At 35.7% G+C, this 15,342-nt stretch carries 15 protein-coding genes and 1 tRNA gene; 8 read left to right on the top strand and 8 right to left on the bottom strand.

What is annotated here, in order from left to right; all coding sequences use genetic code 11:
* The first annotated feature begins 223 nt into the window (after positions 1–223).
* Together L1S35_RS07205 and L1S35_RS07210 are read left to right on the top strand one after the other, a co-directional pair.
* Entirely contained in the window at positions 224–565 is a 342-nt protein-coding gene (locus L1S35_RS07205; protein WP_255700833.1) for a PadR family transcriptional regulator, read from the top strand.
* A gap of 246 nt (positions 566–811) precedes the next feature.
* Positions 812–1,687 carry a GldL-related protein gene (locus L1S35_RS07210; RefSeq protein WP_236398559.1) on the top strand — a complete coding sequence of 292 codons (876 nt, stop codon included), beginning with the start codon at positions 812–814 and terminating at the stop codon, positions 1,685–1,687.
* 57 nt (positions 1,688–1,744) lie between these two features.
* Here L1S35_RS07210 and L1S35_RS07215 read toward each other — a convergent pair whose 3' ends face one another.
* The 4 genes from L1S35_RS07215 to fahA form a co-directional block, all read right to left on the bottom strand.
* The gene (locus tag L1S35_RS07215) at positions 1,745–2,458 is read right to left on the bottom strand and encodes a YebC/PmpR family DNA-binding transcriptional regulator (RefSeq protein WP_236398562.1); all 714 of its coding nucleotides are present in this window, start codon (positions 2,456–2,458) and stop codon (positions 1,745–1,747) included.
* A 102-nt stretch (positions 2,459–2,560) separates the two neighbouring features.
* Positions 2,561–4,585 (bottom strand): S41 family peptidase, encoded by a 2,025-nt coding sequence (locus tag L1S35_RS07220; RefSeq protein WP_236398565.1) that lies wholly within the window; start codon positions 4,583–4,585, stop codon positions 2,561–2,563.
* Between the two features lie 6 nt (positions 4,586–4,591).
* The gene (gene gcvT, locus L1S35_RS07225) at positions 4,592–5,674 is read right to left on the bottom strand and encodes a glycine cleavage system aminomethyltransferase GcvT (protein ID WP_236398568.1); all 1,083 of its coding nucleotides are present in this window, start codon (positions 5,672–5,674) and stop codon (positions 4,592–4,594) included.
* 68 nt (positions 5,675–5,742) lie between these two features.
* Complete coding sequence (fahA, locus tag L1S35_RS07230) at positions 5,743–7,026, bottom strand: fumarylacetoacetase (protein WP_236398571.1); 1,284 nt, start codon at positions 7,024–7,026, stop codon at positions 5,743–5,745.
* A 109-nt stretch (positions 7,027–7,135) separates the two neighbouring features.
* On the opposite strand from fahA, the gene glyA reads away from it, so the two are divergent.
* From glyA to L1S35_RS07260, 6 genes are all read left to right on the top strand, one after another.
* On the top strand, positions 7,136–8,410 hold the full coding sequence (glyA, locus tag L1S35_RS07235; protein WP_236398575.1) for a serine hydroxymethyltransferase: 1,275 nt from the start codon (positions 7,136–7,138) through the stop codon (positions 8,408–8,410).
* Positions 8,411–8,477: 67 nt separating this feature from the next.
* A complete protein-coding gene (locus L1S35_RS07240) occupies positions 8,478–9,071 on the top strand; it encodes a MiaE family protein (protein ID WP_236398579.1) in 594 nt (197 codons plus the stop codon).
* A 99-nt stretch (positions 9,072–9,170) separates the two neighbouring features.
* Positions 9,171–10,262 (top strand): efflux RND transporter periplasmic adaptor subunit, encoded by a 1,092-nt coding sequence (locus L1S35_RS07245; RefSeq protein WP_236398582.1) that lies wholly within the window; start codon positions 9,171–9,173, stop codon positions 10,260–10,262.
* Positions 10,262–11,518, top strand: a complete 1,257-nt coding sequence (locus tag L1S35_RS07250) for an ABC transporter permease (protein ID WP_236398584.1) — start codon at positions 10,262–10,264, stop codon at positions 11,516–11,518. Before L1S35_RS07245 ends, L1S35_RS07250 begins: the two co-directional genes overlap by 1 nt.
* A gap of 3 nt (positions 11,519–11,521) precedes the next feature.
* On the top strand, positions 11,522–12,196 hold the full coding sequence (locus L1S35_RS07255) for an ABC transporter ATP-binding protein (protein WP_236398587.1): 675 nt from the start codon (positions 11,522–11,524) through the stop codon (positions 12,194–12,196).
* Between the two features lie 113 nt (positions 12,197–12,309).
* Positions 12,310–13,350, top strand: a complete 1,041-nt coding sequence (locus tag L1S35_RS07260) for a GMP reductase (protein ID WP_236398589.1) — start codon at positions 12,310–12,312, stop codon at positions 13,348–13,350.
* A 3-nt stretch (positions 13,351–13,353) separates the two neighbouring features.
* Here the strand turns inward: L1S35_RS07260 and L1S35_RS07265 are convergent, their stop codons facing one another.
* The 4 genes from L1S35_RS07265 to L1S35_RS07280 all read right to left on the bottom strand — a co-directional run bounded on the left by L1S35_RS07265 (position 13,354) and on the right by L1S35_RS07280 (position 15,274).
* Positions 13,354–13,929: a pentapeptide repeat-containing protein gene (locus tag L1S35_RS07265; protein WP_236398592.1), complete on the bottom strand. Its 576-nt coding sequence runs from the start codon at positions 13,927–13,929 to the stop codon at positions 13,354–13,356.
* 115 nt (positions 13,930–14,044) lie between these two features.
* Positions 14,045–14,118, bottom strand: a tRNA-Arg gene (locus L1S35_RS07270).
* Positions 14,119–14,175: 57 nt separating this feature from the next.
* Positions 14,176–14,322 (bottom strand): SsrA-binding protein, encoded by a 147-nt coding sequence (locus L1S35_RS07275; protein WP_236398595.1) that lies wholly within the window; start codon positions 14,320–14,322, stop codon positions 14,176–14,178.
* 55 nt (positions 14,323–14,377) lie between these two features.
* Positions 14,378–15,274 (bottom strand): coiled-coil domain-containing protein, encoded by an 897-nt coding sequence (locus L1S35_RS07280; protein ID WP_236398598.1) that lies wholly within the window; start codon positions 15,272–15,274, stop codon positions 14,378–14,380.
* Positions 15,275–15,342: the final 68 nt, after the last annotated feature.

A 15,342-nucleotide genomic window follows, 5' to 3' on the forward strand; every position in this document is an offset into this window, starting at 1 on the left:
TGATTTTATAGTATAGATTGTAATTGAAAATCTTCTCTAAAGTCTTTATATAGATATTTTTTTTAATATAATGCTAAATTACTAAAATAAATATACAATACATTTAATATTTTAACAAACTGAAATACAGTAATTTATAATTTTTTTTTAAATTTTTAATACATAATTGTCAGATACATAATATTCTTATGTATATTTGTCTTATTAAACTAAAATACTGATTATGATTTATTCATCAGAATTAATAAAAGGAACATTAAAAACCATTGTCCTAAAACAACTGGAAAACAACAAACGAATGTATGGTTATGAAATCACGCAACGAGTAAAAGAGTTGTCTTTGGAAAGGATTTTGATTACTGAAGGCGCTTTGTACCCAACATTACATTCCTTAGAAGCTGAAGGTTTGGTGACTACCGAAACCGAATATATAGGGAAACGTGTGAGGAAATATTATAGTTTGAGTCCGGAGGGAAAGACTAAGATTGGCGAAAAGATTAGCGAATTGGCTGATTTTATGAATACAATGAAATTTTTGTTGGACATAAATCCACAGACAGTATAAATGTATTGCATCAGTGATGAACAAATTAATTTTATTCTCAGTGACATTAGTGCACGTGGCATTGAGATGGTCGGCCTGCAGCAAGACCTGTTAGATCATATTTGTTGTATAATTGAGCATAATCTCGATGATGATGGTGATTTCGAGAGCTTCTATGTCGCGACTATAAAGGATTTTTATAAGAGCGATTTAAAGGAAATAGAAGAGGAGACCATCAATTTATTAATCCATAAAAACTATTACGTTATGAAGAAAATAATGTTAGTCAGTGGAGGAATTTCTACTGCATTACTGACTTTGGGAATACTCTTCAAATTTATGCATTGGCCTGGTGCCATGATGTTTATCTTTGTCGGTATTCTTGTTTTGAGCTTTATTTTTCTGCCTCTATCATTTGTCCTTAGAGCCAAAGAGAAAAAAGAAAGTAAAGATAAAATTGTTATTGCACTTGGCGCTATTGCTGCTATGTGTTTAAGTTTAGGTGTTTTGTTTAAAATTATGCACTGGCCATTTGCCAATTTGCTATGCATGATTTCACTGTTGATTATGGTATTTCTTTTTTTACCGATTTATTATTTATCAGGAATCAGGAATCCGGAAACCAAAGTTAATACAATGGTATCTTCTATGCTTATTGTTGTTGGCTCTACATTGATTTTAACATTGATCAGAAGTCCACAAGGTACAAAAAACAGGTATATTGAAATCACAAGTGCTTATGTACGAAATGAACAGATTCTGGAAAACGAAAAGAAAATCACTGCACTAACAAAGAATTCTATTTCTGATGATTTTTCAAAATCAAGTAATGAAATTTATGCTTTGTGTGGCGAACTGAAAGCTTATCTTTTGAAAAAGGAAACCGGATTGGATAAAATTGGCACCGATTTCGAAGCCAAAAACACACTTATTGGTGATTCCTATACGAGTGATTTTCTTTCTCCACATCAATCGGCTATGCTAAAAGGTAAAATCGAGGATTATAATTCGAAAGTAGCAGCATCACAAAAGATTCCTCTAGACAATTCTATATTTGGGAAAAACAGCCAAAGAATAGAGGAATCCTTAAGCAACCTCACGCAGATTCAGATGCTGGTATTGCAAAATCAAAGATTGAATTAGTTAATCAAAAAAAGCGCCGTGATATAACGGCGCTTTTTCTATAGTATGATTCGGAAACTATTCCTGCATCGTATGATATACATTCATCACATCATCGTCTTCTTCAATTTTTTCCAAAAGTTTTTCTACGTCTGCAATTTGCGCTTCTGTAAGTTCTTTGGTGATTTGCGGAATTCTTTCAAATCCCGAAGATAAGATTTCGATACCACGACTTTCCAATTCTTTTTGAATGGCTCCAAAACTCTCAAAAGGTGCATACATTAAGATCCCGTCTTCCTCATCAGCAAAAATTTCTTCAACACCAAAGTCAATCATTTCCAATTCTAATTCTTCAACATCCTGACCGGCTGCCGGAATACGGAAATTACAAGTGTGGTCAAACATAAATTCAACCGAACCCTGTGTTCCCATTGTACCATTGCATTTGTTGAAATAACTTCTGATGTTGGCAACCGTTCTGTTGTTGTTATCGGTTGCGGTTTCGATTAAGATTGCAATTCCATGAGGAGCATAGCCTTCAAATAATACTTCCTTATAATTTGCGGTATCTTTATCGGTTGCTTTTTTAATAGCACGCTCAATGTTTTCTTTCGGCATGTTTGCCGATTTTGCATTTTGAATAACGGCACGTAAACGGGAATTGGCTTCCGGATTTGGTCCGCCTTCCTTTACCGCCATTACAATATCTTTTCCAATACGTGTAAACGCTTTGGCCATGGCAGCCCAACGTTTCATTTTTCTTCCTTTTCTAAATTCGAATGCTCTTCCCATTGCTAAGAATGTTTGTTGTTGCTAAAATTGAGTGCAAAAATAAAGTATTATTCGGTTATTGCAAATGATTAAATAGTTCATTTTGTTAACCTAATTGTTGATTTAAGGTTTTAGATTATTTACATCAAATAAAATATGAGCAGCTTCTAGTATGTGAAAGTTCTGCTTAATATTTTTTATTCTTTCCGTCGTGTTAGTTTTCATAAACGCATCCTTTTTTTGCTTTTTTTCATCGGCTGTGTTTAACTCAACAGTAATCGGATATACTTTTTCGTTTTCCTTTTTTATTTCTTTCCAAAGCGAATTAATTCGGTTTACATCATCAAAAACATAACTAAATTGAAGCGTTACCGGAGGTAAATCAGCATCGTACAACGGATTTATTTTAGTGTTCAGGTTTTCTATCTCTTGCGCGTCAGTGCTTTCGGTGATTCTTTTTTTACTGGCTGCAATCGCATCGGCATAAATGGCGTTTTCTATATAATTGTATTTTCCAACGCCACGTATTTCATCATTTTTAAGTGCCGTATCATTGCTGTTTTCTCTGGGCATTTGTTTGTCAAACAGTAACGGAATTTCAACATCAGGAGTGATGCCATCGTATTGATTGCTTTTACCGGTTAAACGGTAAAATTTTTCCAAAGTCAATTTCAGAAACTCATCGTTGTTTTCATTTATCGGAAAGATGCGTTGCATGGTAGCTTTTCCTAAGGATTTGTTTCCGATAACAATCGCCCGATTGTAATCCTGCATCGCATTGGCAAAAAATTCACTTGCCGAAGCTGAAAAGCCATTAATCATTATCACCATCGGACCATTATAAATTGTGCCATAAATCGAATCCGGGATAACTTCTTTATTATTTTTATTATTGTTCATGATTGCCAACGGACCATCGTTTATAAACAAGCCCGAAAGCCGCACAGCTTCTTCCATTGAACCACCACCATTATTCTCAACATCGATAATTAATCCGTTGATATGGTCGTCTTCTAATTTGTAAATCTCATTAGCAACATCAATTGTGATACTCGATTTTCCGTTTTCAAAAGTGGAATAAAAGCTTGGGATTTTGATATAACCAAAAGTTGCATTGTCCGTTTTTAGTTTGAAACTATAAACATTGTTCTGGTAATCTTTCAGAATTTTTTTTACCAAACGAACCTTATATATCTCACCGCTTTTTTTTCTGAATGTAAAAATGGCGCTTTTATAGTCTTTGGAAGTGAAGATTTCTTCAATTTTTTTCATCGAAGCACAAGCAATTTCATACTCTTCATCTTTGTATTTGATTTTTAGTAATTGATCACCAACATTTATTTTATCACTAAAATAGGCTGAACTTCCGGGAAGAATGTCATCAACTGTCAATTCATCTTTTTCAGATAAGGACACATAAAGTCCAAAAGTCAGATTGTCTGAACTAACCGTTGAAAAAAATTCCGATTTATCGTTTTCAGAAAAATATTCGGTATGTGGATCAAAATAGGAACAAAAAACCGAGTAAAAGACTGTGTTAAACTCATCTTCTGACATCTGATAACTTTCCGTTTTACATTCGTATTTGTCAAAGACTTTCAGTTTTCCGGAAGCAGCTAGGGTTTCAAAATTTGCCGTCAAAGAATCTTTATTAGTGCTCAATTCAGCAACATCACGCAGTACAGCAAACAACATTCTTTTTTTGTACAAGCGTTTTAAATCGGCTTCATTTTCTGCATATGGAAATGCTTTTCTGGAAAACACTACTTTTTCATCACTGGAAAAAGGAAAATCTTCACTTTTGATAGAAGCGATAATTTCAGAATAACGCTTGATAGATTTAGAATAGGCAGTATAAAATTCATGGAGAAAAGCACAATCATGCCCATTGATATAATCATCAATTTGGTATTCGTGTTTCTTTAGTTTGTTGATTTCCGGTGCAATGAACAATCGATTTTCTTCATCTAACCGACTCAGAAAAGTTTTAAAAACATAAACCGATAAACTATCGTCGATTGGCTTCGGGCGATAATGATTCTCCTGAATTAATGCATTGATGCTTGCTAAAGTCTCACATGGATTTTTCTCTTTTTGGCTCGATGCCAAAAGAGGCAGTAACAGCATTAATTGCAAAAGATTTTTCACACAGCATTATTTTTTATAGAAAGGCATTTTTACCACTTTGGCAGCGACTTTGTTGTTACGGATTTGAATAAAAATATCACTGTCAACCGCTGAGAATTCGGTTTTTACATAACCCATTCCGATTCCCTTACCCAAAGATGGTGCCATTGTTCCCGAAGTTACGATTCCAATGTTATTTCCATTTGCATCAACAATTTCATAGTCGTGACGAGGAATGCCTCGTTCTGTTAATTCAAAACCAACAAGCTTTTTGGTAACTCCGGCTTCTTTTTGTTTTTTCAGATTTTCAGAATTGGTAAAGTCTTTAGTGAATTTGGTAATCCAACCCAAACCGGCTTCTAATGGTGAAGTCGTGTCATTGATGTCGTTTCCGTATAAACAAAAACCCATTTCCAAACGCAAGGTATCACGTGCCGCCAATCCAACTGGTTTGATTCCGAAAGCTTTTCCGGCTTCAAAAACTTTATTCCAAACATGCTCTACATCTGAATTTTTGCAGTAAATTTCAAATCCACCCGAACCGGTGTAACCTGTAGCAGAAATAATTACATGCTCAATTCCGGCAAAAGGTCCAACTTCAAAATGGTAGTATTTTATCGCAGACAAATCAACTGAAGTCAAAGATTGCATCGCTTCAACTGCTTTTGGCCCTTGAATTGCAAGCAAAGAATAGTCTTCAGAAATGTTTTTCATATCGACACCTAAATCATTGTGCGACGAAATCCAATTCCAGTCTTTATCAATATTGGAAGCGTTTACCACCAATAAATATTGATCTTCCTTCATTCGGTAAACGATTAAATCATCTACAATTCCACCATCATTATTTGGCAGACAGGAATATTGTGCACGACCAATTTCCAAAACAGAAGCGTCATTAGAAGTTACTTTCTGAATTAAAGCCAAAGCATTTTCACCACTAAGCAAAAACTCTCCCATATGCGATACATCAAAAACACCGACACCATTTCTGACTGTTTCGTGTTCTGCATTTACGCCTTCATATTGTACCGGCATATTGTAACCTGCAAACGGTACCATTTTCGCTCCTAAACTTTCGTGAACATGCGTTAACGCTGTATTTTTCATTGTAATTTGTATGTTGTTTGTATTGTAATTTAATTTTTTCGACTTGTCGTCCTGAGCTTGTCGAAGAGTTATTTTCTAACGAAAGGCGGTAATAATTTGCTTGAAACTTCTCCAAAGCCAATTCGAACCGAACTGTTTTTACAATATCCTTTCATGATTACCGTGTCGTTATCGTTGATGAATTTACGCTCGGAACCATCATTCATTTTAATTGGGTTTTTTCCGCCCCATGTTAATTCGAGCATCGATCCAAAACTATCCGGTGTTGGACCCGAAATAGTTCCCGAACCCATCATATCGCCTGAATTGATTCGGCAACCGTTAGAAGTGTGATGCGCCAATTGCTGCGACATCGACCAATACATATATTTAAAATTGGATTTAGAAACCAAGGATGCTTCCACATTTTCGGGTTCTATATAAACTTCTAAATTAATATCGAAAGCGTTTTTTCCTTTTTGTTGTAAATAGGGAAGTGGCATTGGCTCCTGATTTGGTCCTTTGCATCGGAAAGGCTCCAAAGCATCCATCGTTACTATCCATGGAGAAATTGAGGAGGCAAAGTTTTTTGCTAAAAATGGACCAAGCGGAACATATTCCCATTTTTGGATATCTCTTGCGCTCCAATCGTTTAATAACACCATTCCGAAAATATAATCTTCGGCTTCATTTATTGGAATATTTTCTCCCATAATATTAGCGTCGGTAGTAATAAAAGCCGTTTCCAATTCAAAATCGATAGAACGTGACGGACCAAAAACCGGTGTGCTTTCGCCATTTGGCAATGTTTGTCCCATCGGACGATGCACCGGAATTCCGGAAGGTACTATGGTCGAACTTCTTCCATGATAACCTACAGGAATATGAAGCCAGTTTGGCAACAACGCATTTGCCGGGTCACGGAACATTTTACCTACGTTGGTAGCGTGCTCTTTACTCGAATAGAAATCGGTGTAATCTCCAATCAAAACGGGTAGTTGCATCTCTACATCTTCCATTTTAAATATGACAATATCTCGGTGTTCCTGATTGTCTCTAAGTAGCGGATTGCTTTGCTCAAAAATATCACTAATTCGATTTCTGACTAAGCGCCATGTTTTTTTTCCGTCTGAGATAAAATCGTTCAAAGTGTCCTGCATGAACATATCATCGGTCAAATCAATTCCATCGAAATAGTTTAATTGCTGTAATGCACCCAAATCGATAGCGTAATCACCAATTCTTGTTCCAATTGTGATGACGTCTTCTTTGGTTAAGAAAACGCCAAACGGAATATTCTGAATTGGGAAGTCGCTGTCTTTGGGGACAGTAAGCCAAGATTTTCGTTTGGGATTATTTGTAGTTAAAGGCATGATGTGTTGTTTAAATTGTTGAAAAATTCAGTAATCAAATATATCATTTCCTATTAATTTACCAAACCATTTTTGTAATTTTGAGCACAATTAATCGAAATAATTTCAAATGCAACGCGACAAACAAATTTTTGACCTTATCCTTGAGGAACAAGACAGACAAATTCACGGAATTGAACTAATTGCATCAGAGAACTTTGTGAGCGACCAGGTAATGGAAGCTGCAGGTTCGGTACTAACAAATAAATATGCCGAAGGTTATCCCGGCAGAAGATATTATGGTGGTTGCGAAGTAGTAGATGTTATCGAGCAAATTGCTATCGACAGAGCTAAAGAGCTTTTTGGAGCAGAATATGTAAACGTACAACCACATTCAGGTTCACAGGCAAATACTGCAGTTTACGCAGCTTGTTTGAAACCTGGTGATAAGATACTTGGTTTTGATTTATCACATGGCGGCCATTTAACTCATGGTTCTCCGGTCAACTTTTCAGGAAAATTATACCAACCGGTTTTTTATGGTGTTGACCAGGAAACAGGTGTTTTGAATTATGATAAAATTCAGGAAATAGCTAAAAGAGAAATGCCAAAAATGATTATTGCGGGTGCATCGGCTTATTCACGTGATATGGATTTTAAACGTTTTCGTGAAATTGCAGATAGCGTTGGAGCACTTTTATTAGCGGATATTTCGCATCCTGCAGGTTTAATTGCTAAAGGTTTGATGAGTGATCCAATTCCACATTGTCATATCGTAACAACTACGACACACAAAACCTTGCGTGGACCAAGAGGTGGAATCATTATGATGGGTAAAGATTTTGAAAATCCATGGGGATTAACGACTCCAAAAGGCGAAATCAGAATGATGTCTCATGTTTTAGATATGTCGGTTTTCCCTGGAAATCAAGGTGGTCCGTTAGAGCATATTATTGCAGCGAAAGCAGTTGCTTTTGGTGAATGTTTATCAGATGAGTTTTTCACTTATGCGATGCAGGTGCAAAAAAATGCCAAAGCTATGGCAGCAGCCTTCGTTAAAAGAGGTTATCATTTAATCTCTGGTGGAACGGATAATCACATGATGTTAATCGATTTGCGCAACAAGGGAATTTCGGGTAAAGATGCCGAAATTGCTTTAGGCAAAGCCGAAATCACCGTGAATAAAAATATGGTTCCGTTTGATGATAAGTCACCATTTGTAACTTCAGGAATTCGTGTGGGAACACCTGCTATTACTACGCGTGGAATGGTAGAAAGTGATATGGAAGTTATAGTTGATTTAATCGACAGAGTGCTTTCAAATGCAACTAACGACGAATTATTAGAAGAAATTGCAGACGAAGTAAATGACATGATGAGCGAAAGAGCCATCTTTGTTTACTAAATTTATAAAATAAGACTACTCAAAACCTTCAAAATTACTTTTGAAGGTTTTTTTAATAAAGAAAATTATGGGAGTATTGCGTTTAGAATTACCCACCGATCCAAGATGGGTAAACATCGTTGAGAAAAACATTGAAGAAATTCTAACGGATCACGCTTGGTGTGAACAAAAAGCGGCTACAAATGCGATAACCATTATCACTAATAACTCGGAGCACGAAGATTTGGTTACCGATTTATTGGCTTTGGCCAAAGAAGAGCTAGACCATTTTGAGCAAGTGCATGATATCATCAAAAAGCGCGGATTAAAACTCGGTCGCGAGCGCAAAGACGATTATGTAAACGAATTGGCGCAATACATGAAACGAAGCAACAACGGAAGCAGAGTTTCAGGTTTGGTTGAGCGATTGCTTTTTTCCGCCATGATTGAAGCCAGAAGTTGCGAGCGTTTTAAAGTACTTTCCGAAAACATTCAGGACGAGGAATTGTCAAAATTCTACAGAGAACTAATGGAAAGCGAAGCCGGACACTATACTACTTTTATAACCTATGCCCGCAAATATGGCACCGGAATCGATGTTGAAAAACGCTGGCGCGAGTGGATTGCTTTTGAAGCGCAAATCATTGCAAATTACGGAAATAAAGAAACCATTCACGGTTAAAGGTAATCCTTCGAAAGAAGGATTTTTTTATGATAATTGTCAATTAATTAGAAACGAATTATCGTAAATTTGATTACTAAATTCAATTGATTGTAGTTTATGAAACTAATTAAAATCTTTTTCTATTCCACCATACTTCTTATTGTTTCCTGTTCTAAAAAAAGCGATGATGAATTTCAAGTTAAAAAAGGAATTATTACCGAAAGCGTCTATGCGTCCGGAATTATAAAATCTGAAAATCAATATACTGTTTATTCGACTGTTAATGGTGTTTTGCAGAAGATAAATGCAGCTGTTGGTCAAACTATTGTTAAAGGACAACCTCTGTTTGAAATTGAAAGTGAAAAAGCCAATCTAACTACCGAAAATGCCCGTTTGGCGTATCAGCTAAGTCAGGAAAGCAATCATTACACACAAGACAAGATTTCAGAAATGGAAACGAAACTGCAAATAGCCAAAGACAAACTGGATTTAGATCAATCGGTTTACAATCGCAATAAAAATATCAAACAATACAATGTCATTTCAGAAGTAGAATATGAAAGAGTGGAATTGGCGTATAAAAATTCAAAATCTAATTATCAAGCAGCTTTAAAGCAATTATCTCAGTTAAAAGCACAGCTTCGCAATGAGCAAAACAGAAACAGCAATAATTTAAAAATCGCCGAAAAATCACAAAGCGATTTCACAATTAAAAGTGCTTTTTCAGGAGAGTTATTTGATATTTATCTAAAAGAAGGAGCCATGGTCACACCTCAAACACCTTTAGCAATTATCGGGAAAAAGAATTCTTATTTACTCGAATTAGATGTGGATGAAAACGATATGGTGCGTGTTAAACTGGGACAGACTATTGAAGTTACCATGGATAGCTACAAAGGGAAAGTTTTTGAAGCCACCGTTGATAAAATTTATCCAATTATGGATGAGCGCTCCAGAACATTTAAAATCGAAGCTCATTTTGTAAATCCGCCACCTCAATTATATCCAAATTTAACTGCTGAAGCAAATATTGTAATCCAAACCAAAAATGAAGTATTGACTATTCCAAAAAGTTATCTGGTAGATGGAGCTCATGTTTTGGTAGATAAAGATGAGAAACGAAAAGTAAAAGTAGGATTGAACGATTATCAAAATGCAGAAATCCTCGAAGGTCTGAAAGCCGGAGAAACTATTTATAAGCCAAAATAATGAACTTCCGACTCATTCTCAATATTGCTGTTCATTTACTTCGGGCGCGACTAAAACAAACTGTTGTAGCTGCTGTCGGAGTAACTTTTGGCATCGCGATGTTTATCACTTTGGTAAGCTTTATGAATGGTATGAATGATTTGCTTGATGGATTAATGCTTAATAGAACACCACACGTTCGGTTGTACAATGAAATAAAACCTTCAGAAGAACAGCCCATTTCATTATCGGAAAAATATAAAAACAACACCAATTTCATTAGTTCTATAAAACCAAAAGACAGGGGAAAAGCTATTTACAACAGTCAGGTAATTATTAAAAATTTAAAAGCGGATAGCAGAGTTATTGATGTCGCTCCCAAAATTACCGAACCCGTTTTTTTTAATTCAGGCACGATAGAAATATCGGGAGTCATAAACGGAGTTGATGTTGCTGCTGAAGAAAATTTATTTCAACTGAGCGATTATATAGTCGAAGGTAAAATTTCTGATTTAAAGCAAAATAACAGTATAATTATTGGAAAAGGTTTGGCTGATAAAATGTTACTCATTCCGGGTGATATTATCAAGATTACTTCTGCCAAAGGGAATCTGGCTTCATTGAAAATTGTCGGAATTTCTCAAGTCGGAATTGCAGATATCGATGATAAAACGAGTTATACTTCTTTAAATACAGCTCAAAAATTAATGGGCGAATCAACCAATTACGTTACCGATATTCAAGTGAAGTTATTTGACATTACTACAGCACCTGCTTTGGCAAAAGAATTCAAAACAAAATTTGATTTGGACACCATTGATTACCAAACTACCAACTCACAATTTGAAACCGGAAGTACCATTAGAAGTATTATTTCGTATGCCGTTGGAATTGTCTTGCTGATAGTAGCAGGTTTCGGAATTTACAACATCCTCAACATGATGATATTTGAAAAAATGGATAGTATTGCCATCCTAAAGGCTACCGGTTTCTCGGGCAGCGATGTGAAGTGGATTTTTATTTCGTTATCCTTAATCATCGGAATTACAGGTGGTGTTTTCGGTTTGTTTTTTGGTTATATCTTTTCGTCGATTATTGATGCGCTTCCTTTTAATACGGCTTCTTTACCAACAGTCAAGACGTATCCCATAAATTATAATCCGATATTTTATGTTATCGGAATTTCATTTGCTTTACTTACAACAGCAGTTGCCGGACTTTTTCCGGCACTTAAAGCCAGTAAAGTCGATCCTGTGGAAATAATAAGAGGTAAGTAGTATATGAGCAATAAAGTTTTAGAAACAAAGGGATTGTCCAAATACTTTTATGACCCGATAAAATTTCAGGTGTTGAAGGAAATCAGCATGTCTGTAAATCACGGTGAATTTGTTTCTATTGTTGGAAAATCCGGTTGTGGAAAATCTACTTTATTGTACTTGTTATCTACAATGGATACCGAATATGAAGGGGAATTGTTTATTCATGAAGAATTAATTACGGGAAAGTCTGATAAGGAGTTAGCTGTAATCCGAAATGAAAAGATAGGCTTTGTGTTTCAGTTTCATTACCTGCTTTCTGAATACAATGTGCTGAAGAATGTTATGCTGCCCGGAATGAAATTGGGTAAACTGTCTGATGCCGAAATCGAACACAATGCAATGGAGCACCTGAAAACCCTGGATATGGAAGACCAGGCGCTGAAAATGCCCAACCAATTAAGCGGCGGACAAAAACAGCGTGTCGCAATTGCCAGAGCTTTAATCAACAACCCTTTAATTATTATGGGTGACGAGCCAACCGGAAATTTAGATAAAAAAAACAGCGATATGGTTTTTGATATTTTTAACCAATTGACCAAAGAACACAATCAAACCTTACTCATAGTAACTCACGACCATGATTTTGCCAACAGAACCAATAGGATTGTTACTATGGAAGACGGTAAAATTATTTAAACAGTCTTGACTTTTAACAAATTACTGTTGATAAATTACTGATTACTTTTTGAATAAATTCACCCGCTTTTTGCATCTTAATTCTATATTTGAATCAATAGAATTTTAGCAAAATGAGAATTGAAACGGATATAAAACTGGGATTTAAAGATGTGATGATTCGCCCGAAACGTTCCACTTTAAATAGTAGAGCACAAGTGAGTCTGGAACGCGAATTTAAGTTTCTGCACAGTACTATTACCTGGACAGGAGTTCCGATTATGGCTGCCAATATGGATACGGTCGGTACTTTCGAAATGGCAATGGCTTTAGCCAAAGAAAAACTGTTTACAGCCATTCACAAACATTATACGGTTCAACAATGGAATGATTTTATAAAATCGGCTCCAAGCGATATAAGCGATTATATTGCGGTAAGCACAGGAACCGGAAAGAATGATTTCAAGAAAATTGCCGAAATATTCGAACACAATCCACAGCTAAAATTCATTTGTATTGATGTTGCCAATGGTTATTCGGAACACTTTGTTCAATTCCTGCGTCAAGCGCGAAAACAATATCCTAACAAGGTAATTATTGCAGGAAATGTTGTTACCGGTGAAATGGTGGAAGAACTACTTTTAGAAGGTGCCGATATAGTTAAAGTAGGCATTGGTCCGGGTTCTGTTTGTACGACAAGAGTAAAAACGGGTGTTGGTTATCCGCAGCTTTCTGCTATTATTGAATGTGCCGATGCGGCTCACGGACTTGGCGGACATATCATCAGCGATGGTGGATGCACAACTCCGGGTGATGTGGCCAAAGCTTTTGGTGCCAGTGCCGATTTTGTGATGCTTGGCGGAATGTTAGCTGGTCACACCGAAAGTGGTGGAAAAACTTTAGAAATAAATGGTGAAAAGTTTAAGCAGTTTTACGGAATGAGTTCGGAAACAGCTATGAAAAAACACGTTGGCGGTGTGGCCGAATATCGCGCCAGCGAAGGAAAAACAGTTCAGGTACCATTCAAAGGCGATGTAATTAATACGCTACATGATATTCTAGGTGGAATTAGAAGCACATGCACTTATGTCGGAGCTTCAAAACTCAAAGAACTAACCAAACGAACTACGTTTATCAGAGTTATAGAACAGGAAAACCGAGTGTTTACGAAGTAATTTTTAATCTTTAATAACCAAATTATACTTTTCTAAAAGACCTTTTAAACCATCTGTTGAGAAAACAGCTTTCTTTAGTTTGTTTTTTTCAGGGTCAATGATATAATCATAACTTGTATAGAAATCCGTTTTGTTGGCAATGGTGTCAATAAAAACAGCTCTTCTCAGATTACAATTATCAAACACAGCTTCGGTTAAATCGCTTGCCATAAAATCTACCGAAATCATACTGCAATTGATGAACTGCATTTTCTTGAGTTTAAGTGCATAGAATTTGGCATAATCCAACAAACAATCTTTAAAGTTGAATTCATAAATCACCTGATCTGTCATTGCGAAGTTTACATTGGTGAAATTACATTTGGTAAACTGCACACCACGTAAGGAAACATAATTTATTTTGGTATCGTTAAAATTGCAATCAAAGAAATTACAATCTATAAAAGCCACACTTTGAAAAGTGCAATCGGTGAAATCGCAGTTATGAAAGGTACAGTTTTCATATTCTTTGTATTTGATATCGGCTTCGAGAAAGAAGATGTCTTCAAATTTTTGGTCAATTAGGTAATCTGAGTGCATATGGTGTTTTTTGGAAAGTAAAACTAATAATTTTTTATTGTTATCCTGAATAGGAAACAGCAGTAGATACAAATAAAAAAGCTCTCATAATTGTGAGAGCTTTTTATTTTTAAAGTGACCTCGACAAGATTCAAACTTGTAACCTTCTGAGCCGTAATCAGATGCGCTATTCAGTTGCGCCACGAGGCCTTTTTTGTGGGTGCAAATATAGGTAATACAATTAAATTCCCAAATGAATACCGAAATTTATTTTGTTTTTAATGCCCGTGTAGTTACATAATAACGCCAGCCAATAATAGCCATTTGCCATTTTTTGGCTTTACTTAAATCCAATTGTTGTTTGGTAAAGCTGGGTAAGAGGAGTTTGTTTAGTTTGGCTAATAGTTTGTACATCAATAAATAGTTTTTGTAAAAATAAAAAAGACCGCTGAATTAGCGGCCTTTTTATTTATGCTTTTTGAGTTTTTAAACTTGATTTGGCATTCTGAAGTTCTTTCTTAGCCTTTTCCATTTCGGCTTTTGCTTTTTTCATTTCTTCAGTAGCTTTTTTCATTTCTTCAGTAGTGCTTTCAACATCTGATTTTTCTTTTTGTGAATTGGAAAAAGGTTGCTGAGACATCATTTGGTCAATTTGTTCCTGCATTTTTTTCATTTGTTTTTCTATGTCCATATTTCCAAACGCTTTACTATGGCTGCTGAAAGACTCCACTTTATTGTCTTTCTTGATTTGCTCTAGTTCTTCTTTGGTATAATCATCGCCTCCTTCAACAACATTTCCGTTCTCAATCACCAACGGCTTTTTACCATCTTTTTTAATAATTATTTTAGAGTTTGATTCTCCAAAGGCATTCCCGTTTGGAAATTCAAAATGATATTGCTGCCCTGGTAAACCATCTTCATTGCCATTAAACTGAAATCCCTTCATCATATCATTCGGATTAAAGCCATAAGCGAAGTTGTTTCCGTTAATAAAATCAGAACCGCTTGGCTCGCCAAATCCTACTTCATCATCCTGCTTGTAGATTTTTATAGTGTTAATAGGTTTTGGACTGTTTAATGACATACTGCCGTTGCTTCCGTTGATGTCAGCGTATTCCACTTTAATAGCAGTGATTTCTCCTTTGCTGTTGCGTTTTATATCCGAATAGGAGATAGTCACACCATGTTCTTTTAAAGCCTTGATGTCATCATTCATTTCACTTTCAGGCGTGTCTTTATTCCACGTCATGTAAATATTGTCAAAGGACTTTTTATCTGATGAATCAGTTGATTTTTTGTCCTGCGCAAGTAATGTAAATTGAAATACTACGATGAATAACAGCGAATAAAACAATCTGGTTTTCATAACATTAAAAATTAAAAAAGGTTTATGAATGTTTACTAATTATTGGATAACAAACTTAAAAAGTTTCA

It is taken from the genome of Flavobacterium anseongense, from assembly GCF_021608185.1.
GTDB lineage: Bacteria > Bacteroidota > Bacteroidia > Flavobacteriales > Flavobacteriaceae > Flavobacterium > Flavobacterium anseongense.

Bases quoted from the DNA above. Each gene is read 5' to 3' on its own strand.
- L1S35_RS07205 (WP_255700833.1), top strand. From the start codon at position 224: ATGATTTATTCATCAGAATTAATAAAAGGAACATTAAAAACCATTGTC.
- L1S35_RS07210 (WP_236398559.1), top strand. From the start codon at position 812: ATGAAGAAAATAATGTTAGTCAGTGGAGGAATTTCTACTGCATTACTG.
- L1S35_RS07215 (WP_236398562.1), bottom strand. From the start codon at position 2,458: ATGGGAAGAGCATTCGAATTTAGAAAAGGAAGAAAAATGAAACGTTGG.
- gcvT (WP_236398568.1), bottom strand. From the start codon at position 5,674: ATGAAAAATACAGCGTTAACGCATGTTCACGAAAGTTTAGGAGCGAAA.
- fahA (WP_236398571.1), bottom strand. From the start codon at position 7,026: ATGCCTTTAACTACAAATAATCCCAAACGAAAATCTTGGCTTACTGTC.
- glyA (WP_236398575.1), top strand. From the start codon at position 7,136: ATGCAACGCGACAAACAAATTTTTGACCTTATCCTTGAGGAACAAGAC.
- L1S35_RS07240 (WP_236398579.1), top strand. From the start codon at position 8,478: ATGGGAGTATTGCGTTTAGAATTACCCACCGATCCAAGATGGGTAAAC.
- L1S35_RS07245 (WP_236398582.1), top strand. From the start codon at position 9,171: ATGAAACTAATTAAAATCTTTTTCTATTCCACCATACTTCTTATTGTT.
- L1S35_RS07250 (WP_236398584.1), top strand. From the start codon at position 10,262: ATGAACTTCCGACTCATTCTCAATATTGCTGTTCATTTACTTCGGGCG.
- L1S35_RS07255 (WP_236398587.1), top strand. From the start codon at position 11,522: ATGAGCAATAAAGTTTTAGAAACAAAGGGATTGTCCAAATACTTTTAT.
- L1S35_RS07260 (WP_236398589.1), top strand. From the start codon at position 12,310: ATGAGAATTGAAACGGATATAAAACTGGGATTTAAAGATGTGATGATT.
- L1S35_RS07265 (WP_236398592.1), bottom strand. From the start codon at position 13,929: ATGCACTCAGATTACCTAATTGACCAAAAATTTGAAGACATCTTCTTT.
- L1S35_RS07275 (WP_236398595.1), bottom strand. From the start codon at position 14,322: ATGTACAAACTATTAGCCAAACTAAACAAACTCCTCTTACCCAGCTTT.
- L1S35_RS07280 (WP_236398598.1), bottom strand. From the start codon at position 15,274: ATGAAAACCAGATTGTTTTATTCGCTGTTATTCATCGTAGTATTTCAA.